Raw genomic sequence first — 19513 nt, 5'->3', positions numbered from 1 at the left:
GAGCGCTCCCATACCTCGCTTCCCGACGGGATACCCATGCGCAGACCACGACTCCTCGCCGGGCTCGCGGGCCTGGCCCTCACGGCCGGGCTCCTCGCGGGCGCCCTTCCGGCCGGCGCCGCCGAGCCGGCCCGTGCCCCGGCCGCGCCCCGGGTGGCGGCGGCCTCGTACACCTGGAAGAACGTCCGCGTCGACGGCGGCGGCTTCGTGCCCGGCCCGGTCTTCGGCCGGACCGAGAAGAACCCTCTGCGCCCGCACCGACATCGGCGGCGCCTACCGCCGGGACCAGGCCGGCTCCGCCTGGGTCCCGCTGCTCGACCACGTCGGCTGGGACGACTGGGGCCACACCGGCGTCGTCTCCCTCGCCTCCGACGCCGCCGACCCGGACAAGGTCTACGCCGCCGTCGGCACCTGCACCAACGACTGGGACCCCGGCTCGGGCGCCGTCCTGCGCTCCACCGACTCCGGCGCCACCTGGGCGAAGGTCACGTCCTTCACCAACCCCGGCGGCTACCGCCAGGACCCGGGCGACACCAGCGGCTACAACTCCACGGAGGCGGCGCCGGCCCCGGCAGCCCGCCCTCCGGCGCCTGCGAGGTCGCCTCCAGGATCACCCGCCAGTGGCAGGGCGGCTTCCCGGCCGACGTGACCGTGACCAACGCCTCCACCACCGCCTGGAACGGCTGGACCCTCGGCTGGACCTTCGCCGCCGGCCAGACCGTCGGCCGGATGTGGAACGCCGTCCCGGACCGGAGCGGCACCGCGGTCACCGCGAGGAACGCGGGCTGGACCGGCACCGTGGCCCCCGGCGGCTCCGCCTCCTTCGGCTTCACCGGCGGCTGGACCGGCACCAACCCCGTCCCCGTTGCCTTCCCCCTCGGAGGCGCCGCCGGCTCCACCGGCTGACCGCCGCCCCGGCGCTCCCCGGTCGCGGGTGAGCAGGGGAAAACGACCGAGGCCCCGGTTCTTCCGAACCGGGGCCTCGGTCTTCAGGGTGAGTAACGGGACTCGAACCCGCGACATCCTGGACCACAACCAGGTGCTCTACCAGCTGAGCTATACCCACCACGACCGGCGGTTTTCCCGAAGGTTTCCCCGACCGGCCGAGAAGAAGTCTACAGGGTTCCGAGGGGTGCTCGCGCACACGTTTTCCCCGGGTGCGCGAGCGGCCCTCCGCGGAGGCGGTTACTCCGCCGGGACGACGTGACGGGCCGCGATCTCCCGCGCGGTCTCCGAGTCGGGACCGGGCTGGGGGACGAAGACGGCCTCGCGGTAGTAGCGCAGTTCGGCGATGGACTCGCGGATGTCGGCGAGCGCCCGGTGGTTGCCGTTCTTCTCCGGACTGTTGAAGTACGCCCTCGGGTACCAGCGGCGCGCCAGCTCCTTGACCGAGGACACATCGACGATCCGGTAGTGCAGGTGCCCTTCGAGGGCGGGCATGTCCCGGGCGAGGAAGCCGCGGTCCGTGGAGACCGAGTTCCCGCACAGCGGCGCCTTGCCGGGCTCCTTCACGTGCTCGCGGATGTAGGCCAGGACCTGCGCCTCCGCGTCGGCCAGCGTGGTGCCGCCGGGCAGCGCGTCGAGCAGTCCCGAGGCCGTGTGCATCTGGCGCACGATCTCCGGCATGGTCTCCAGGGCGCGGTCGGGCGGGCGGATCACGATGTCCACGCCTTCGCCGAGCACGTTCAGTTCCGAGTCGGTGACCAGCGCGGCCACCTCGATGAGTGCGTCGTCCGTCAGCGAGAGCCCGGTCATCTCGCAGTCGATCCACACCATGCGATCGTTCATGCGTCCTACCTTAGGCGGGAGGGGCGGGAAGGAGGCCCCTGCGGGCGCCTCCGGACGTGACGACGGGCGCCCGGGGGAGGTGTCCCCGGGCGCCCGCCGGTTACCGCGTCGCGCCGCTTGTGGCGGCGCCGGTCCTTGCCGCTAGGGCGCGCTGCGCTGGCCGGGCAGGGCGGCCCGGCCGGGCGAGTAGGCGTCGCCCGACGGCTTGCCCGGGTCCAGGGGGCCGCCGGGGCGGCGGATTCCCGCCACCACCTGCGCGGGCACCACCGGGTCCAGGACGGCCGTCGCCGGCTCGCCCTGCGGCCGCCGGGCCCGGTACGCCGCCCGGTAGGCAGCCGGCGAGGAGCCGAGCTGCCGCCGGAAGTGGCCGCGCAGCGCCACCGGCGAGCGGAAGCCGCAGCGCCCCGCGACCTCGTCCACCGAGTAGTCCGAGGTCTCCAGGAGCCGCTGCGCCTGGAGCACCCGCTGGGTGATCAGCCACTGGAGCGGCGCGGAGCCGGTCAGCGAGCGGAAGCGGCGGTCGAAGGTCCGCCGTGACATGTACGCGCGGGCGGCCAGGGTCTCCACGTCGAACTGTTCGTGGAGGTGCTCCAGCGCCCAGGCCACGACCTCGGCGAGCGGGTCGGAGCCGATCTCCTCGGGTAAAGACCTGTCGAGGTAGCGCTCCTGACCGCCGCTGCGCCGCGGCGGGACGACCAGCCGGCGCGCGAGCGCTCCGGCGGCCTCGGTGCCGTGGTCGGTCCGCACGATGTGCAGACACAGGTCGATTCCGGCCGCGGTGCCGGCGGAGGTCAGCACGTCCCCGTCGTCGACGAAGAGCTCCCGCGGGTCCACGTGGACCGACGGGTAGCGCTTGGCGAGCGTCGGCGCGTACATCCAGTGCGTGGTCGCCGGGCGGCCGTCGAGCAGGCCGGCCGCGGCGAGGACGAACGCCCCGGTGCACAGGCCGACGATCCTGGCCCCCTCCTCGTGCGCCCTGCGGAGTGCTTCGAGCGCTTCCGGCGGCGGCGGCGAGGTGATCGAGCGCCAGGCGGGGACGACGACCGTCCCCGCGCGGCCGATCGCCTCCAGGCCGTACGGCGCGGTGAGTTCGAGGCCGCCCGTGGTCCGCAGGGGCCCCTCCTCTCCCGCGCAGACGAGCAGCCGGTAGCGCGGCACGCCGGCGTCCTGCCGGTCGATGCCGAACACGGAGAGCGGGATGGAGCTCTCGAAGATGGGGCCGCCGCTGAACAGCAGCACCGCGACGACTTCGCGACGGCGGCGCCCGGACAGCTTCCGTGCGACCTCCGGTGCGGCGGAGTCCTGGCTCATGGCGCTAAGCCCCCCTCGGTGTTCGCGTCTCCCTGGTCGTGTCGCTGTGCCACGTTTCCCCTCGGTTTTGCACGAGACCCCAGTCTTCGGTACCCATGATCGAATCTACTGTGTCCCGTGCCGCCGGCGTGACAAGTTCTCGATCCGGCATATTGTCGACAAGGCCACTTGGCGTGAAGCGATCGATCGACGGGTGTGCGGCCGGAGGGTCCCCCAAAGGGCCCCGGCGGGGGCGAAGTGGCCGTCCGCGTAGGGTGCGGCCCCTTGGTGCAGGGCTTTCCCGGGGGAGCGGGGAAGGGTTGGCGTACCGTTTCGGCAAGGACGCGCCGGGAACTTCAAGTTGGCTGAAAACATATGGGATCGGCTGTGCGAACCTGTCAACTCGACGGGGGTTCCGGACGCCCGCTCAGCCCCGGCGGCGGCCTCCGGGACCCGGGGCGCCCCCGGCGCGCAGCCCCCGCTCCGCGCGGCGCAGCAGCAGCCGGCAGGCGGCCGTCACGGAGGCGAGTCCGAGCGCGGTCCCGCCGGCCCCGCCCAGCGAGGTCCCGAAGGCCAGGAGCACCAGCGGGACGAGGGCGCAGCAGAACACCGCCCAGCGGACCACGTCGCCCGCCGGGTCCCCGAGCGCTCCCGCTCCCGCCGCCCCCTGCTCCGCGTCCGCGCCCGGCCGGTCCCGCCGCCCGCCCGCCCCGGGGGCCAGGGGCGCCGAGGGGCCCGGGACCCGGGCGCGGCGGCGGGAGCGGACGGCAGGGGCGGGGGCGGGGGGCGCGGCGGAGGCGGGGGTGGACGGTGCGGGCACGGGCGGTCTCCCTGCGGCGGTGATCCGGACCTGTGGGGAACGAGGAACGGAACGTTCCGGTCACTCTGAGCGACGCCCGTTCGGCCCTCGCGACGGCGGCGGGACGGCGGGGAGGGGACGCCTGTAGGGCACATCCGGCATTGCCAGATGGTGAACCCTTCGTGCATCCTCCGGAGGACACCGCGCGCGCCGCGCCGCGCACGGGCGGTGCGCACGCCGGGTGCGGCACGGCGGACCCTGGGCAGGAGAGGAGTGTCGCCGTACCCTTGGGGGTATGGGCTTGGGAAGATGATTCCCGGACACGGCTCCACCGCCACCCGTTGTTCCGCTCCCCTCCACCGTCCCTTCCCACGAGGACCTTCCTAGCCGAGACACCGATGGCCGGTCACGAATATCCCGAACCTGCGGACCGCAAGCGCGTCGCCGACTCCACGGTCGACCCCCTCGCGGTGGAACAGCCACGCCACGCCTGCGACCCGGCCTTCCGGCACGGGGTGGTCGTCGGCTTCGACGGCTCCACGTCCAGTGAGCGCGCCCTGGCGTACGCCATCGGCATGGCCCGGCGCTCCGGCTCCGGCCTGATCATCGTCCACGTGGCGAACCGGCTCCCCACCACCGTGTGGGCGGGCTGCGAGCCGCCGGTCTTCGTCGACGTCCCGGACCACCGCACCGAGGTGCTGGGGCTGGAGCTGGCCTGCGCGGAGCACCTCTCCGAGGTGCCGTGGATCCTGGTGGAGCGCGGCGGGGACATCTGTCACGAGCTGGAGGAGGTCGGCCGGGAGTACGCGGCCGACGCGATCGTGGTCGGCTCGACGCACGGGATCGTCGGGCGGATCTTCGGCTCGGTGGCGGGCCGGCTCGCGCGCCGCGCGCAGCGGCCCGTGATCGTCATCCCGTAGCCTCCCGGCCCCCCGGCTCCCCGGCTCCCCGGCCCCCCGGCTCCCGGCTCCCCGGAACCGCCGGGACCGCCGACCCGCCGGATCCCGACCACATCACCTGACTCTCCCTCAACTCCCTTTCCGTGGCGATAATTTCTGCCCGCCTCAGGTGATTTGTGCGCTTGTGAAGGGTAGCTAAAGAGCACCGGAACACAGCAGCTCACGCGGCATCACCGCTCGTTCGAAGGGAGCCCCACGTGAACAAGGACGTCGCGTCGGGGAACGGCACCTCCACGCTCGGAAACCTCGCACTCGGACTGACCCTCCTGGCCTTCGGCCTGGGCGGCACCGGTGTGATCGACAACGTCGCGGCAGCCGATGCCGCGGGCCTCGCCACCTGGGTCGGCGGCGTGGCGCTCTTCCTGGTCGGCCTGCTCGCCCTGCGCGCGGGCGGCACCGCCGACGGCACGGCCTTCGCGGCGCTCGGCGCCTTCTGGTTCACCTGGGGGACCGGAGTGGGCGGCGGGGGCTCGGCGGACGCGGCCGGCCTCTTCCTGCTCCTGTGGGCGCTGCTGGCGCTCACGCTGACGGTCGCCGCCTCGGGCGGCGGGGTCTTCGGGCAGGGCGTGTACGGCCTGCTGTTCGTCGCGCTGCTGCTCTCGGGCATCGCCGCGCTGGCGGGCAACGAGGGCCTCGGCAAGGCGGGCGGCTGGGTGGCCGCGCTGGCGGGCCTCGCCGCCTGGTACGGCGCCACGGCGGCCGTGGCGGGCTGGCCGACGGCCCTGGGCCGGGCGCGGGGCGGCAGCACGGCGGCAGCCGCGTAACGCGACGGAAGAAGCGGAACGGCCCCCCGCGCTCCTGGGAAGCGTGGGGGGCCGTTCCTCGTGTCCGGTCGGCTCCGCCGGGGGACAGGCCCGGCGTACGGCTCCGGGGGACAGGCCCGGGGCCGTGGCGCGCTCGGCGGGTGACAGGTCCCGCCGGGCGACTACTCGACCGTGACGGACTTGGCCAGGTTGCGCGGCTTGTCGATGTCGCGGCCCATGGCGAGGGCGGTGTGGTAGGCGAAGAGCTGGAGCGGGATGCCCATGAGGATCGGGTCGAGCTCGTCCTCGTTCTTCGGGACCACGATGGTGTGGTCGGCCTTCTCCTGCGGCTGGTGCGCGACCGCGAGGATGCGGCCGGAACGGGCCTTGATCTCCTCCAGGGCGGCGCGGTTCTTCTCCAGCAGGTCGTCGTCGGGGACGATCGCGACCGTCGGCAGGGCCGGCTCGATGAGGGCGAGCGGGCCGTGCTTCAGCTCGGAGGCCGGGTACGCCTCGGCGTGGATGTAGGAGATCTCCTTCAGCTTGAGGGAGGCCTCCAGGGCGACCGGGTAGCCCCGGACGCGGCCGATGAACATCATCGACGCGGCACCGGCGTACTCGGCGGCGAGGCGCTTGATCTCCTCCTCGTCCTTGAGGATCTCCTCGATCTGCGCGGGCAGCTTGCGCAGGCCCTCGATGATCCGCTTGCCGTCGGTGACGGACAGGTCGCGGATGCGGCCGAGGTGGAGGGCGAGGAGCGCGAAGGCGACCACCGTGTTGGTGAAGCACTTGGTGGAGACGACGCAGACCTCGGGGCCGGCGTGGACGTAGACGCCGCCGTCGGCCTCGCGGGCGATGGCGGAGCCGACCACGTTGACCACGCCGAGGACGCGGGCGCCCTTGCGCTTGAGCTCCTGGACGGCGGCGAGCACGTCGTACGTCTCACCGGACTGGGAGACGGCGATGTACAGGGTGTCGGGGTCCACGACCGGGTTGCGGTAGCGGAACTCGGAGGCCGGCTCGGCGTCGGCCGGGATGCGGGCCATGCCCTCGATGAGGGAGGCGCCGATCATGCCGGCGTGGTACGAGGTGCCGCAGCCGAGGATCTTGATGCGGCGGATGGTGCGGGCCTCGCGCGGGTCGAGGTTGAGGCCGCCGAGGTGCACGGTGGAGAAGCGGTCGTCGATCCGGCCGCGCAGCACGCGGTCGACCGCGTCGGGCTGCTCGGAGATCTCCTTGTGCATGTACGTGTCGTGGCCGCCCATGTCGTAGGAGGCGGCCTCCCACTCGACGGTCTCGGGGGTCGCCGTGGTGGAGGCGCCCGCGACCGTGTAGGTGCGGAAGTCGTCGGCCTTGAGGGTGGCCATCTCGCCGTCGTCGAGGGTGACGACCTGGCGGGTGTGGGCGATGAGGGCGGCCACGTCGGAGGCGACCAGCATCTCCTTCTCGCCGATGCCGAGGATGACCGGCGAGCCGTTGCGGGCGACGACGATGCGGTCGTTGAAGTCGGCGTGCATCACGGCGATGCCGTAGGTGCCCTCGATGACCTTGAGCGCGTCGCGGACCTTGTCCTCGAGCGTCTCGGCCTGGGAGCGGGCGACGAGGTGGGTGATGACCTCGGTGTCCGTCTCGGAGGCGAAGACGACGCCGTCGGCCTCCAGCTTGGCGCGGAGCTCCTGGGCGTTGTCGACGATGCCGTTGTGGACGACCGCGACCTTGTTCTCGGGGTCCAGGTGCGGGTGCGAGTTGTGGTCGCTCGGGGCGCCGTGGGTGGCCCAGCGGGTGTGCGCGATGCCGGTGGTGCCGGAGAAGCGCTTGGGGACGCGGGCTTCCAGGTCGCGGACCCGGCCCTTGGCCTTGACCATCTTCAGCGCCGCGCTCTTCGGGCTGTTGATGACGAGGCCGGCGGAGTCGTAACCGCGGTACTCCAGGCGGGCCAGGCCCTCCAGGAGCAGCGGCGCCACGTCGCGCTTACCGATGTAACCGACAATTCCGCACATAAAGGAAACCCCTCCGGTTGGTGAAAGACGGTGCCGTTCCGTCGTGGAGACGGTGGCCGGACTAGCCGTAGACGATCCGGCGCAGCTGCCGGAGCGAGAGCTCCGGCGGCGCGACGGCGCGGTGCGGCAGTTCGGCCGAGATCCGTTCGAAGATCTCCGCGTTCACCGCTCCGCCGGACTGCAGCTCGCGGTGGCGGCGGCGGACGAACTCCTCGGTCGTCTCGTCGAAGTACGCCAGCACGTCGAGCACCACCCGGGCGGCCTCACCGCGCTGGAGCGCGGTACTTCGGACCAGGTGGTCGATGAGGTCGTCGTGGGTCGGGCGGCGTTCGAGCACCCATGAATATTGAGGGGTCCTCCCCGGTTCCCGCAAGAATCCTGCCCGAAATCGGGCAGGCGCCGCATGATCAACGGCCTGGAAGGGGGTGTTGGTCCAGACCTTGGCGGCGGTGCGGGGCGTGGGCGCTCGTCGTCCGTCCCCGCGGAGAAGGGGAAGGGGGCCCGGCCCCCAGGGGGCCGCACGGGTGCGAGCCCCGGCGGAGGACCGTACTCCGCCGGGGCTCGCACCGGTCCGGGGCGCCGGGAGGGCGCCGTGCCCGTCAGGCGAAACGGGCGATCGGGTTCACCAGGTCGCCGACGAGCTGGAGGGCGCCCGAGGGGTCCGCCAGGTCGACCATCTGCTTGTTGTTGCGCAGCTGGAGGCGGTTGAGCGCGGAGAGCGCGAAGGTCTCCGCGAACATGTCGTACTGCGCGAAGCGGTCCGCCAGCTCCGGCTTCGACTCCTGGTAACCCTTCACGCACTCCGCGACCGTCCGCCAGAAGGCGTCCTCGCCGAGCACGCCCTCCGCCGCCAGGGTCGCGCCCAGGAAGCGGAAGAAGCAGTCGAAGACGTCCGTGAAGACCGACAGGAGCTTCATGGACTCGGGCACGTCGGCGCGGATCCGCTCCACCGCCGGCGGCAGGACCGCGTCCGGGTCCATGACGCAGATCTCCTCGGCGATGTCCTTGAAGACCGCCCGGTCGACCGCGCCCCGCTCGTCCAGGACCAGGATCACGTTCTCGCCGTGCGGCATGTAGACCAGGTCGTAGGCGTAGAAGCAGTGCAGCACCGGCAGGAGGTAGGCGTCGAGGTACTTCCGCAGCCAGGCCTCCGGCTCCAGCCCGGACTCCTTGATCAGCGCGCCCGCGAAGGACGCGCCCGCGTGGTCGACGTGCAGCAGCGAGGCCATCGTCGCGAGCCGCTCGCCGTCCGCCAGCCGCTCCACCGGCGACTCGCGCCACAGCGCGGCCAGCATCTTCCGGTAGGGCGAGTAGCGGTCCGTGGCGGCCTCGTACTCCAGGTGCCGGTAGCCGGCCGCCGCGCGCTCCCGGATGATCGAGAAGCGGGCCGCCTCGAGGACGGAGTCCGACTCGATCAGCTGCGCCAGCCAGTCGTTGATGGCCGGCGTGGCCTCCATGTAGGCCGCCGAGAGGCCGCGCATGAAGCCCATGTTGAGGACCGACAGGGCGGTCTTCACGTAGTGCTTGGCCGGGTCGGCGGTGTTGAAGAAGGTGCGGATCGACTGCTGCGCGAGGTAGGCGTCCTCGCCCTCGCCGAGGTACACCAGGCGCTGCTGCGCCACCTCGGCGGCGAAGGTCACCGACAGTTTGTTCCACCACTGCCAGGGGTGGGCCGGCATGAGGAGGTAGTCGGCCGGGTCGAGGCCGCGCGCGGTGAGGACGCCGTGGAAGCGGTCCACGGCCGCGTCGCCCAGCTCGGCGCGGATGAAGGTCTCGTACTCGATGCCCGCGCCGGCCGTGAAGGCGGCCCGGTCGCGGTGGGCGGCCAGCCACACCAGGTGGACGGGGCTCGCGGCCTCGGGGGCGTAGGCGCGGTACTCGTCGACGCCGAAGCCGAGGCGGCCGTTGTTGGCGACGAAGCAGGGGTGGCCCTCGGTCATCCCGGTCTCGATGGCCTGGAAGTCCGCGCGGGCCAGCTCGGCGGCCGACACCCGCGGCTTGGTCGCCTTGTAGGCGGTGCCGGCCAGGGTGGAGGAGATCTCCTCCAGGTAGACCGGGAGGATCTCGTCGCTCAGGCCGAGCGAGCCGCGCAGTTCGGTGATGAACTGGAGGGCGTCCAGCGGCAGCTGCTCGTCGCCCCGGTGCCGGCTGATCGACTCGGGGTAGACCTGCCAGTGGTCGAGGGCGAAGCGGTCCGCGGTGAAGCGGTACTCGGTGGCGCCGTCGTCGCCGATCACCCGGTAGCGGGACTCGCCCAGCTCCTGCGGGTTCAGCAGCCGCTCGTGGGCGAACTCGGCGAGGCCCTTGCGGATCAGCGCGCGGTTGGCGTCTGCCCAGCGCTCGGGCGTGAGGTGCGCGACCGGGTCGGTGGCGTCCAGGCGGCTCATATCGCGGCTCCGACGGCGGTCTCGAACTGGGCACGGGTGCAGAAGCTCAGCAGGGCTTCCTTCTCCGGCTTCCGGATGGCCCGCTCGGGCACGAAGCCGACGGCCTCGTTGAGCGCGTGGACGGCCGTGTTGCGGACGTCGGGCTCGACGACCACGCGGGCGGTCGCCGGGTCGGCGAACAGCTCGCGCATCACGGCGGTGATCACCAGGCGGGTGAAGCCGTGCACCGGGGTGTCGGTGGGGGCGACGAGGAAGTGCATGCCGACGTCGCCGGGGAGCGGCTCGTAGAGCCCGACCAGCTCGACCCGCGCGGGGTCGTACCGCTCCATGAGGAAGGCGGGCTCGCCGTCGACGAGGCCGAGGAAGGCGTCGTGGTGCGGGTGGGCGGCGATCTCCATGTAGGCGCGCTCGACGTCCTGGAGCTTGGCGTCCTGCATCATCCAGAAGGCGGCCTTGGGGTGAGTGACCCAGGGGTGGATCAGCTCCGCGTCCTTGAGGGGATCGAGCGGGCGGATCTCGACGGCGGGGGTGGCGGGGGCGGTCATACGGAAAACTCCTGGAACGCGATGGTCTTCTCGACGGGGTAGTACTCGGAACCCAGCATCTCCCCGATGATGTAGGCGTTGCGGTACGCCCCCATGCCCAGGTCGGGCGAGGTGATCGAGTGGGTGTGGACGCCGGCGTTCTGGAGGAAGACCTCGCGGCCGGTGGTGTCGACCGCGTAGTTGCGGGCGACGTCGAAGCGGCCCTGGCCGTCGAAGCGCAGGCGGTCCCTCAGCGGTTCCAGGAAGGCGGGGACGGCGTACTTGTAGCCGGTGGCGAGGATCAGGCCCTCGGTCTCGATCTCGTACTCCTTCTCCTGCTCCTCCTGGCGGAAGCCGAGGGTGTACGTGCCGGCCGTCTCGTCGTACGAGGCGGTGTGCAGCGCGGAGTTGGTGAGGAGCCGGGTGGGGACGGGACCGGCGAAGTTCTTCTGGTAGAGCAGGTCGAAGATGCCGTCGATGAGGTCGCCGTTGATGCCCTTGAAGAGGCCCTTCTGCTGGGTCTCCAGGCGGTAGCGGGTCTCCTCGGGGAGCGCGTGGAAGTAGTCCACGTACTCGGGCGAGGTCATCTCCAGGGTGAGCTTGGTGTACTCCAGCGGGAAGAAGCGCGGGGAGCGGGTCACCCAGTTGAGCCGGTAGCCGTGGACGTCGATCTCCGACAGGAGGTCGTGGTAGATCTCGGCGGCGGACTGGCCGCTGCCGACGATCGTGATCGACTTCTTGCGCTGGAGGGCTTCCTTGTTCGGCACGTAGCGCGAGTTGTGGATCAGGTCGCCGCCCAGCTCCCGGCAGGGGTCGGGGAGGTACGGCGGGGTGCCGGTGCCGAGGACGATCCGGCGGGACCGGAACGTTTCTCCGGCCTCGGTGGTGACGACGTACACCTCGCCGGCCTCGTCGTAGGCGACGGAGGAGACGGTGGTGGAGAAGCGGATCGAGGTGACCTTGCCCGCCGCCCACCGGCAGTAGTCGTTGTACTCGGCGCGCAGCGGGTAGAAGTTCTCGCGGATGTAGAACGAGTACAGCCGGCCCTTCTCCTTCAGGTAGTTGAGGAAGGAGTACGGCGAGGTCGGGTCGGCGAGGGTGACCAGGTCCGACATGAACGGCGTCTGGAGGTGGGCGCCTTCGAGGAACATCCCCGAGTGCCACTCGAAGTCCGGCTTGGACTCCAGGAAGAGGCCGTCCAGTTCGGCGATCGGCTCGGTCAGGCAGGCGAGGCCCAGGTTGAAGGGACCGAGCCCGATGCCGATGAAGTCGTGGATCCCGGCGTTCTCAGGCGTGGACAAGGTTCTCTCCCAGGTACTGCTCGGCGTGGCCGGCTATCAGATCGAGGACGGCGGCGATGTCGGCGACCGTGGTCTCGGGGTTGAGCAAGGTGAACTTGAGGTACTGGCGGCCGTCGACCTTGGTGCCGGCGACGACGGCCTCGCCCGAGGCGAAGAGCGCCTTGCGGGCGTAGAGGTTGGCCCGGTCGATCTCGGCGGGCGAGGTGACGGCGTCGGGGACGTAGCGGTAGACGAGGGTGGACAGCTGCGGCTCCACGACCACGTCGTAGCGGGGGTCGGCGGCGATCAGGTCGTATCCGGCGGCGGCCAGGTCGCAGACCTCGTCGAAGAGCTCGCCGACGCCGTCGGCGCCCATGACGCGGAGGGTCATCCACAGTTTGAGGGCGTCGAAGCGGCGGGTGGTCTGGAGGGACTTGTCGACCTGGTTGGGGATCTGCTCGGCGACCGTGCGGAGCGGGTTGAGGTAGTCCGCGTGGTAGGTGGCGTGGCGCAGGGCGGCCCGGTCGCGGACCAGGATCGCGGAGGAACTCACCGGCTGGAAGAAGGACTTGTGGTAGTCGACGGTGACCGAGTCGGCGCGCTCGATGCCGTCGAGGAGGTGGCGGCGCTTCAGCGAGGCGAGCAGTCCGCAGCCGTAGGCGGCGTCGACGTGCATCCAGGCGCCGTACTCCTCGGCGAGGGTGGCGATCTCGGGCAGCGGGTCGATGGAGCCGAAGTCGGTGGTGCCGGCGGTGGCGACGACGGCCATCGGGACGAGGCCCTCGGCGCGGCAGGTCTCCAGCTCGGCGGCGAGGACGACGGACTGCATCCGCTTGTTCCGGTCGACCGGGATGGAGATGACCGACTCGCGGCCGAGGCCGAGGAGGGTGGCCGACTTCTGGACGGAGAAGTGGCTGCACTCGGAGGAGAAGATCCGGAGCTTCGACGGGTCGGCGGTGCCGGCCTCCTCGCGGGCGAGCAGCAGTGCCTGGAGGTTGGACTGGGTGCCGCCGCTGGTGAAGACGCCGTCGGCCAGGGGGCCGAGGCCGATGCGGGCGGCGGTCCAGTCGATGAGCTTGCGCTCGATGAGGGTGCCGCCGGCGGACTGGTCCCAGGTGTCCAGGGAGGAGTTGACCGCCGAGAGGACGGCCTCGCCGAGGACGGCGGGGATGACGACCGGGCAGTTGAGGTGGCCCAGGTAGCGCGGGTGGTGGAAGTAGACCGCGTCGCGGAGGTAGACGTCCTCCAGCTCGTCGAGGGCGGCGGAGGCGTCACCGAGGGGGCGGTCGAGGTCCACGGCGTCGATCACGGGCGCCAGTTCGGCGGGCGTGACGCCGGTGAACGGGCCGCGCGTCGTGGCGAGTTTCCTCGCCACCCGCTCGACTCCTTCGGTGACGGAGCGTCGGTAGCTCTCCGCCGTCGTGTCGTTGAGCAGGTGCGAACGCATGTGGGGGACCCTTCCGGGACGGGGACGCGGAACACGCAACCGTGGTGCTTAAGTAAGGTTAGCCTAACCTAATTTTGCATGACAACGGCCCCCCGATCGGTGAAGATTGGGGGGCCGTGTGCCGAATGGCCGAATCGCGTCGGCTACGTGGAGGACGCGTCCCGCTCCGCGTCCTGCGTCGCCTCGTCCGGCACCTCGCGCAGGGCGTCCTCGGACAGGCCCTTGCGCCAGTAGCCCACGAAGGTCACCCGGCGCCGGTCGAGCCCGCGCTCGCGCACGAAGTGCCGCCGCAGCGCCTTCACCGCGCCGGACTCGCCCGCGATCCACACGTACGGCGACTCCCCGGGCAGCTCCGCGCCCGCGACCGCCTCCGGGCCGGAGGGCGCGCCCTCCTCCCGCACGAGCCAGGTGACGGTGGCGTCCGCCTCCGTCGACAGCTCCATCCGGTCGCCGGAGTAGGGCACTTCGAGGAAGACCCGGGCCCGGGTCTCGGCCGGCAGCCACTCCAGGATCGCGGAGGCGGCGGGCAGCGCCGTCTCGTCCGCCCAGATCAGCACCGAGTCGGCGCCCTCCGGCAGCCGGAAGCGGACCCCGGTGTTGTCGGCGACCGCGGGACCGAGCACGACCACCCGGTCGCCGGGCTTCGCGTGCTGCGCCCAGCGGCAGGCCGGCCCGCCGTCCTCGTGGACGGCGAAGTCGATGTCGACCTCGTGGGGTTCGGTGCGCTGCTCGCGGACGGTGTACGAGCGCATCACGGCCCGCACGTCGTCGGGCATGGCCCGCCAGGCGCCCAGGATCGCGTACATGTCCGGGTCGTCCAGCGGCGGCAGGACGGGGGCCTCCTGGCCGGGGTGCGGCAGGAAGAGGGAGAGGGACTGGTCGCGCCCGCCGGCGGCGAAGCCCTTGAGGTCCTCCCCGGTGAAGGTGACGCGGACCAGCGACGGGCCGAGCCGCCGCGTCCGGTCGACCTGGAGGGAGAAGAACTGGAACGGGGCGGTCTCGGCGTTCGTCATCGGGTCAGGACACCTTCTTCGCGTTCTCCAGGGCGGTGGCCAGGTCCTCCAGGAGGGGGGCGCACTTGGCGTAGGAGTAGACGGGCTCGGTCACGCGCGGGAAGACCTGGCCGGCCTTGACGGCGGGCAGCGCGGCCCAGGTCGGCTTGGCCTTGAGCTGCTCCGGCTGGAGGGTGCCGGTGCGGTTGTCGAGGAGGATGACGTCGGCCGCGTAGGCGTCGACGTTCTCCCAGCTGAGGAGCTCGAACCAGCCGGACGGGTCCAGCTTCTTCGGGGTGACGATGTTGAGGCCCAGCTCCTGGAAGAAGAGCGTGTCGGTCGGACGGACCGGGGTGGAGACGTAGAAGGTGTCCGGGGCGCCGGAGCCGATGAGGACCTTGATGTCCTTCTTGCCCTGGGCGACCTTGCGCAGGCGCTCGGCGGCGGCCTCGAAGCGGGCCTTGTCCTTCTTGACCCGCTCGCTGTTCACGTCGGCGCCCAGCGAGGCGGCCAGGTCGGCGTGGCGCTGGAGGACGGACGGCATCGACTTGCCGGCGGCCCACAGGGCGACGCTGGGCGCGATCTTCAGGATCTTGGCCTTCTGCTCCTCCGGCACGTACCAGAGGGCGTCCTTCTCCCACATGTCGGTGATGAGGACCTCGGGCTGGAGCTTGAGGTACTCCTCGATGTTGAACTCGCCCCAGACGTTGCCGATGACCTTGACCTTGGTGATGTCGAGGTCGCCGGCCTGGACGTCGGGCTTCTTCGCCTTGGTCTTGGGGTCCTCGACGTAGGTCGGGCCGAAGACGCCGGTGACCTCGACGCCGAAGTCCTTGAGGGCGGCGGCCGTGCCGGTGAAGGCGACGATGTTCTTCGGGACCGCCTTGGTCTTCACGGTCTGGCCGCGGTCGTCCTTGAACTCCCAGGAGCCGGCCTTGGCCGAAGCGGAGGGGCTCGCGTCCTTCCCCTTGTCGCCGTCGCCGCAGGCGGCGAGCACGGCGCCGAGCCCGAGGGCGCCGCCCGCGGCGAGGATGCCGCGGCGGGTGAGGGAGGTGGCTCGGGCGTTGCTGGGCATGGCGGGGTCGCTTTCGGTACGTGCCGGGGTCGGCCTGGGCAAGTCGATGTGAGGTTAGCCTAACCTCACACGGATCAACAGATCCGGGTCCCCGAGGGCTGCGTCACATTGCGGTCACGGCCCGTGCCCCGGCACGGCGGCGCCCGCCGCCCCGCGAGGGGGCGACGGGCGCGCGGGACACGAACGGGTCAGGCGGTGAAGCCCAGTTCGCGGGCGATCAGCATGCGCTGGACCTCGCTGGTGCCCTCGCCGATCTCCAGGATCTTCGAGTCGCGCCACATGCGGGCCACCGGGTACTCGTTCATGAAGCCGTAGCCGCCGTGGATCTGGGTCGCCTCGCGGGCGTTGTCGACGGCCACCGTGGAGGAGTACAGCTTCGCGATCGCCGCCTCCTTCTTGAAGGGCTCGCCCAGGACCAGGCGCGAGGCGGCGTCGCGCCAGCCGATGCGGGCCATGTGGGCGCGGGTCTCCATGTCGGCGATCTTGAACTGGATGGCCTGGTTGTCGCCGATCGCGCGGCCGAAGGCGTGCCGTTCCTTCGCGTACTTCACCGACTCGTCGACGCAGCCCTGGGCGAGGCCCGTGGCCAGCGCGGCGATGGCGACGCGGCCCTCGTCGAGGATGCGGAGGAACTGGGCGTAGCCGCGGCCCTCCTCGCCGAGGAGGTTCTCCACCGGGACGCGGACGTCGTCGAAGGAGAGCTCGCGGGTGTCCGAGGCGTTCCAGCCGACCTTGGAGTAGGGGGCGGCGACGGTGAAGCCGGGGGTGCCGGAGGGGACGATGATCGAGGAGATCAGCGGCCGTCCGTCGGGCTTGCGGCCGGTGACCGCGGTGACCGTCACCAGACCGGTGATGTCCGTGCCGGAGTTGGTGATGAAGCACTTCGAGCCGTTGATGACCCAGTGGTCGCCGTCCCGGACGGCGGTGGTGCGGGTGCCGCCCGCGTCCGAGCCGGCGCCCGGCTCGGTCAGGCCGAAGGCGCCGAGCATCTCGCCCGCGCACAGCTTCGGCAGCCAGGCGCGCTTCTGCTCCTCGGTGCCGAACAGGTGCAGCGGCATCGCGCCGAGCGAGACGCCCGCCTCCAGGGTGATGGCGACGGAGGAGTCGACGCGGGCCAGCTCCTCCAGGGCGATGCCGAGGGCGAGGTAGTCGCCGCCCATGCCGCCGTACTCCTCCGGGAACGGCAGGCCGAAGAGGCCCATGCGGCCCATCTCGGCGACGATCTCGTACGGGAACTCGTGCCGCTCGTAGTGGTCGCCGATCTTCGGCGCCACCACGTCGTGGGCGAACGCCTCGACGGTGCGGCGGAGTTCCTCGTGCTCTGCGGAGAGCCGGTGGTCGAGGGACATGCTCAGGACTCCTTGTGGGAGAGGGCGCGGACGGTGCGGGACGGGCTCGGGCGGCCCAGCTGTTCGGCCATCCACCCGCTCGTGGCGGTGAGGGCGGCCAGGTCGACCCCGGTCTCGATGCCGAGGCCGTCGAGCATCCACACCAGGTCCTCGGTGGCGAGGTTGCCGGTGGCGGACTTGGCGTAGGGGCAGCCGCCGAGGCCGCCCGCGGAGGCGTCCACGGTGGTCACGCCGTGCCGCAGCGCGGCCAGCGTGTTGGAGAGCGCCTGCCCGTAGGTGTCGTGGAAGTGCACGGCGAGGCGGGAGGTGGGCACCCCGGCCCCGTTCAGGGCGGTCAGGAGCGCCTGGACGTGCCCGGGGGTGGCGACGCCGATGGTGTCGCCGAGGCTCAGCTCGTCGCAGCCCATGTCGGCGAGCGCCTTGGTGACGCGGACGGTCTGCTCGACCGGGACGGCGCCCTCCCACGGGTCGCCGAAGCACATCGACAGGTAGCCGCGGACCTTGAGGCCGGCCTCTATGGCCCGGATGACGACCGGCTCGAACATGGCGAGCGCCTCGTCGATGGTCCGGTTGAGGTTCGCCTTGGCGAAGGACTCCGTAGCGGAGGCGAAGACGGCGACCTCGCGGGCGCCGAGCGCGAGCGCCCGGTCGAGGCCGCGCTTGTTCGGCACCAGGACCGGGAGGCGTACCGGAAGGCCGTTGACGAGGGGGAACAGCGTCTCGGCGTCGGCCAGTTGGGGCACCCACCGGGGGTGCACGAAGCTGGTCGCCTCGACGGTGGAGAGCCCGGCGGCGGCGAGCCGCCGGATGAACTCCGCCTTGACCTCGGTCGGGACGGCCGTCTTCTCGTTCTGCAGCCCGTCCCGGGGGCCGACCTCGTGGATCCGGACCCGGGCGGGCAGCGCCGGGTCGGGGACGGTCATGGGCAGGCCGGTCATTCCGGGGCCTCCTCGCGGGGGGTGACGACCGCCAGGACCTGGTCCATGGCGACGGTCGTGCCGGGCGTGACGTCGAGTTCGGTGACGGTGCCGGCGTGCGGGGCGGAGATGACGTGCTCCATCTTCATCGCCTCCACCACCAGCAGGCTCTGTCCGGCCTCCACCTCGTCCCCGACCGCGACCTTGACGACGGTGACGGTGCCGGGCATCGGCGCGGCGAGCGTGTCCGCCCCGCCGTGCCGTGCCCCGGAGAGCGCGGCGGCCACCGGGTCGTGGTCCACGACGTGCCAGGAGTCGCCGTCCCGGCCGAGCCAGGCGCCGGCCCGGCGGAAGGAGTGGACGACCCCGTCGACTGTGACGGTGACCGAACGGTCCGTCACGCGCGCGCCGCCGGGCGCCTCGACCGTGACGGGTTCGCCGCCCGCCGCCCGCAGCGGGAAGGCGAGGGGCTTCGGCGTGCCGCCGAGCCGCCAGCCGGTCGGCGCGTCGAAGGGGTCCGCCCAGCCGCCGCGCGGCTCCGGGGCCAGCTCCGCGCCTCGTACGGCCGCCGCCGCCGCGTACACCTCGTCCGGCACGCCCCGGGGGACCAGCGACTCCGCGTCCCGTTCCACCAGGCCGGTGTCCATGGCGCCGGAGACCACGTCCGGGTGGGCGAGGAGCCGGCGCAGGAAGCCCGCGTTGGTGGGGACGCCGAGGGTGGTCAGCTCCGCCAGGGCCGCGCGGAGCTTGCGCAGGGCCGTCGGGCGGTCGGCCGCGTGGACGATGACCTTCGACAGCATCGGGTCGTACAGCGAGGAGACCTCGGTGCCTTCGAGGAGGCCGGAGTCGGTGCGTACGCCGTCGCCCGAGGGCTCGTGGAGGGCGAGGACCGTGCCGCCGGACGGCAGGAAGCCGCGGGAGGGGTCCTCCGCGCAGATCCGGGCCTCGACCGCCCAGCCGTCGAGGCGGACGTCGTCCTGGCCGAAGGAGAGCGGCTCGCCGGCCGCCACCCGCAGCTGCCACTCCACCAGGTCCAGGCCCGTGATCAGCTCGGTCACCGGGTGCTCGACCTGGAGGCGGGTGTTCATCTCCATGAAGTAGTACGCGGACGGGTCGCCGCCCGGCACGATGAACTCGACCGTGCCCGCGCCGACGTAGCCGCAGGACCGGGCCGCCTCCACCGCCGCCGCGCCCATCGCGGCGCGGGTCGCCCCGTCGAGGAGCACGCTGGGCGCCTCCTCGATGATCTTCTGGTGGCGGCGCTGGAGCGAGCACTCGCGCTCGCCGAGGTGCACCACGTTCCCGTGGGCGTCGGCCAGGACCTGGATCTCGATGTGCCGGGGCCGGTCGATCCACCGCTCCACCAGGAGCGTGTCGTCGCCGAAGGAGGCCCGGGCCTCGCGGCGGGCCGCCGCGATCTCCTCGTCCAGGACCGCCAGGTCCCGCACCAGGCGCATGCCCTTGCCGCCGCCGCCCGCGCTGGGCTTCAGCAGGACGGGCGGGCCCATCTCCCGCGCGGCCTCGGCCACCCGGGGGTCGGCGTCGCCGGGGACGACGGGCACGCCCGCCGCCCTCACGGTCTCCTTGGCCCGGATCTTGTCGCCCATGAGGGCGATGGCCTCGGCGGAGGGGCCGATGAAGACGAGGCCGGCCTCGGCGCAGGCGCGGGCGAAGGCCGCGTTCTCCGCGAGGAAGCCGTAGCCGGGGTGGACGGCCTGCGCGCCGGTGCGGCGGGCCGCGTCGAGCAGGGCGGGGACGGAGAGGTACGACTCCGAGGCCGGCGCGGGCCCGATCCGTACCGCCGTGTCCGCCTCCCGCACGTGCCGGGCATCGGCGTCGGCGTCGCTGTACACCGCGACCGAGCGGACGCCGAGCGCCCGCAGGGTGCGGATGACGCGGACCGCGATCTCGCCCCGGTTGGCGACGAGGACGGTGTCGAACATCTGCTGCATCGTCAGGGTCC

General features: G+C 72.2%; 17 protein-coding genes, 1 tRNA gene and 1 pseudogene. 4 read left to right on the top strand and 15 right to left on the bottom strand.

Features of this window, described 5'->3' with window-relative positions; genetic code table 11:
• Positions 1 to 36: 36 nt before the first annotated feature.
• Both ACFW6A_RS18185 and ACFW6A_RS18180 read left to right on the top strand, forming a co-directional pair.
• A pseudogene (locus ACFW6A_RS18185) lies at positions 37 to 550 on the top strand (xyloglucanase); the annotation flags it as partial.
• 95 nt (positions 551 to 645) lie between these two features.
• Positions 646 to 906, top strand: a complete 261-nt coding sequence (locus ACFW6A_RS18180; protein WP_351845145.1) for a cellulose binding domain-containing protein — start codon at positions 646 to 648, stop codon at positions 904 to 906.
• Between the two features lie 87 nt (positions 907 to 993).
• On the opposite strand, the gene ACFW6A_RS18175 is transcribed toward ACFW6A_RS18180, so the two are convergent.
• The 4 genes from ACFW6A_RS18175 to ACFW6A_RS18160 all read right to left on the bottom strand — a co-directional run bounded on the left by ACFW6A_RS18175 (position 994) and on the right by ACFW6A_RS18160 (position 3898).
• A tRNA-His gene (locus tag ACFW6A_RS18175) sits at positions 994 to 1066 on the bottom strand.
• Positions 1067 to 1185: 119 nt separating this feature from the next.
• Positions 1186 to 1788: an oligoribonuclease gene (orn, locus tag ACFW6A_RS18170; protein WP_351845143.1), complete on the bottom strand. Its 603-nt coding sequence runs from the start codon at positions 1786 to 1788 to the stop codon at positions 1186 to 1188.
• Positions 1789 to 1929: 141 nt separating this feature from the next.
• A complete protein-coding gene (locus ACFW6A_RS18165; protein WP_351845141.1) occupies positions 1930 to 3099 on the bottom strand; it encodes a helix-turn-helix domain-containing protein in 1170 nt (389 codons plus the stop codon).
• Positions 3100 to 3505: 406 nt separating this feature from the next.
• Positions 3506 to 3898, bottom strand: a complete 393-nt coding sequence (locus tag ACFW6A_RS18160) for a hypothetical protein (RefSeq protein WP_351845139.1) — start codon at positions 3896 to 3898, stop codon at positions 3506 to 3508.
• 377 nt (positions 3899 to 4275) lie between these two features.
• Between ACFW6A_RS18160 and ACFW6A_RS18155 the strand changes: the two genes are divergently transcribed.
• The gene (locus ACFW6A_RS18155) at positions 4276 to 4797 is read left to right on the top strand and encodes a universal stress protein (RefSeq protein WP_351845137.1); all 522 of its coding nucleotides are present in this window, start codon (positions 4276 to 4278) and stop codon (positions 4795 to 4797) included.
• Positions 4798 to 5033: 236 nt separating this feature from the next.
• Positions 5034 to 5600: a GPR1/FUN34/YaaH family transporter gene (locus ACFW6A_RS18150; RefSeq protein WP_351845135.1), complete on the top strand. Its 567-nt coding sequence runs from the start codon at positions 5034 to 5036 to the stop codon at positions 5598 to 5600.
• A 161-nt stretch (positions 5601 to 5761) separates the two neighbouring features.
• On the opposite strand, the gene glmS is transcribed toward ACFW6A_RS18150, so the two are convergent.
• From glmS to ACFW6A_RS18095, 11 genes are all read right to left on the bottom strand, one after another.
• Positions 5762 to 7579 (bottom strand): glutamine--fructose-6-phosphate transaminase (isomerizing), encoded by a 1818-nt coding sequence (glmS, locus tag ACFW6A_RS18145; RefSeq protein ID WP_351845133.1) that lies wholly within the window; start codon positions 7577 to 7579, stop codon positions 5762 to 5764.
• 61 nt (positions 7580 to 7640) lie between these two features.
• Entirely contained in the window at positions 7641 to 7916 is a 276-nt protein-coding gene (locus ACFW6A_RS18140; protein ID WP_043224229.1) for a hypothetical protein, read from the bottom strand.
• A gap of 262 nt (positions 7917 to 8178) precedes the next feature.
• Complete coding sequence (locus tag ACFW6A_RS18135) at positions 8179 to 9966, bottom strand: IucA/IucC family protein (protein ID WP_386641438.1); 1788 nt, start codon at positions 9964 to 9966, stop codon at positions 8179 to 8181.
• Complete coding sequence (locus ACFW6A_RS18130) at positions 9963 to 10511, bottom strand: GNAT family N-acetyltransferase (protein WP_351845128.1); 549 nt, start codon at positions 10509 to 10511, stop codon at positions 9963 to 9965. Before ACFW6A_RS18130 ends, ACFW6A_RS18135 begins: the two co-directional genes overlap by 4 nt.
• Positions 10508 to 11791 (bottom strand): SidA/IucD/PvdA family monooxygenase, encoded by a 1284-nt coding sequence (locus ACFW6A_RS18125; RefSeq protein ID WP_351845126.1) that lies wholly within the window; start codon positions 11789 to 11791, stop codon positions 10508 to 10510. The genes ACFW6A_RS18130 and ACFW6A_RS18125 overlap by 4 nt, the downstream gene beginning before the upstream one ends.
• Positions 11778 to 13217 carry an aspartate aminotransferase family protein gene (locus tag ACFW6A_RS18120; protein WP_351845124.1) on the bottom strand — a complete coding sequence of 480 codons (1440 nt, stop codon included), beginning with the start codon at positions 13215 to 13217 and terminating at the stop codon, positions 11778 to 11780. The genes ACFW6A_RS18125 and ACFW6A_RS18120 overlap by 14 nt, the downstream gene beginning before the upstream one ends.
• 143 nt (positions 13218 to 13360) lie before the next feature.
• The gene (locus tag ACFW6A_RS18115; RefSeq protein WP_351845122.1) at positions 13361 to 14230 is read right to left on the bottom strand and encodes a siderophore-interacting protein; all 870 of its coding nucleotides are present in this window, start codon (positions 14228 to 14230) and stop codon (positions 13361 to 13363) included.
• 4 nt (positions 14231 to 14234) lie between these two features.
• Entirely contained in the window at positions 14235 to 15284 is a 1050-nt protein-coding gene (locus ACFW6A_RS18110; RefSeq protein WP_351845120.1) for an ABC transporter substrate-binding protein, read from the bottom strand.
• A gap of 188 nt (positions 15285 to 15472) precedes the next feature.
• Positions 15473 to 16633 carry an acyl-CoA dehydrogenase family protein gene (locus tag ACFW6A_RS18105; RefSeq protein ID WP_351845118.1) on the bottom strand — a complete coding sequence of 387 codons (1161 nt, stop codon included), beginning with the start codon at positions 16631 to 16633 and terminating at the stop codon, positions 15473 to 15475.
• Positions 16634 to 16635: 2 nt separating this feature from the next.
• Positions 16636 to 17571, bottom strand: a complete 936-nt coding sequence (locus ACFW6A_RS18100) for a hydroxymethylglutaryl-CoA lyase (protein WP_351845116.1) — start codon at positions 17569 to 17571, stop codon at positions 16636 to 16638.
• Positions 17568 to 19502 (bottom strand): biotin carboxylase N-terminal domain-containing protein, encoded by a 1935-nt coding sequence (locus tag ACFW6A_RS18095; protein WP_386641433.1) that lies wholly within the window; start codon positions 19500 to 19502, stop codon positions 17568 to 17570. The genes ACFW6A_RS18100 and ACFW6A_RS18095 overlap by 4 nt, the downstream gene beginning before the upstream one ends.
• Between the last annotated feature and the right edge of the window lie 11 nt (positions 19503 to 19513).

Origin of the sequence: Streptomyces sp. NPDC058758, assembly GCF_042746075.1 — a bacterium.
GTDB lineage: Bacteria > Actinomycetota > Actinomycetes > Streptomycetales > Streptomycetaceae > Streptomyces.
The sequence above is the reverse complement of the archived record's forward strand: the minus strand, read 5'-3'. Positions and strand labels throughout refer to the sequence as shown.

Excerpts from the sequence above, each read along its gene's own strand:
- orn (WP_351845143.1), bottom strand. The coding sequence starts at position 1,788 with ATGAACGATCGCATGGTGTGGATCGACTGCGAGATGACCGGGCTCTCG.
- ACFW6A_RS18165 (WP_351845141.1), bottom strand. The coding sequence starts at position 3,099 with ATGAGCCAGGACTCCGCCGCACCGGAGGTCGCACGGAAGCTGTCCGGG.
- ACFW6A_RS18155 (WP_351845137.1), top strand. The coding sequence starts at position 4,276 with ATGGCCGGTCACGAATATCCCGAACCTGCGGACCGCAAGCGCGTCGCC.
- glmS (WP_351845133.1), bottom strand. The coding sequence starts at position 7,579 with ATGTGCGGAATTGTCGGTTACATCGGTAAGCGCGACGTGGCGCCGCTG.
- ACFW6A_RS18135 (WP_386641438.1), bottom strand. The coding sequence starts at position 9,966 with ATGAGCCGCCTGGACGCCACCGACCCGGTCGCGCACCTCACGCCCGAG.
- ACFW6A_RS18130 (WP_351845128.1), bottom strand. The coding sequence starts at position 10,511 with ATGACCGCCCCCGCCACCCCCGCCGTCGAGATCCGCCCGCTCGATCCC.
- ACFW6A_RS18120 (WP_351845124.1), bottom strand. The coding sequence starts at position 13,217 with ATGCGTTCGCACCTGCTCAACGACACGACGGCGGAGAGCTACCGACGC.
- ACFW6A_RS18115 (WP_351845122.1), bottom strand. The coding sequence starts at position 14,230 with ATGACGAACGCCGAGACCGCCCCGTTCCAGTTCTTCTCCCTCCAGGTC.
- ACFW6A_RS18110 (WP_351845120.1), bottom strand. The coding sequence starts at position 15,284 with ATGCCCAGCAACGCCCGAGCCACCTCCCTCACCCGCCGCGGCATCCTC.
- ACFW6A_RS18105 (WP_351845118.1), bottom strand. The coding sequence starts at position 16,633 with ATGTCCCTCGACCACCGGCTCTCCGCAGAGCACGAGGAACTCCGCCGC.
- ACFW6A_RS18100 (WP_351845116.1), bottom strand. The coding sequence starts at position 17,571 with ATGACCGGCCTGCCCATGACCGTCCCCGACCCGGCGCTGCCCGCCCGG.
- ACFW6A_RS18095 (WP_386641433.1), bottom strand. The coding sequence starts at position 19,502 with ATGCAGCAGATGTTCGACACCGTCCTCGTCGCCAACCGGGGCGAGATC.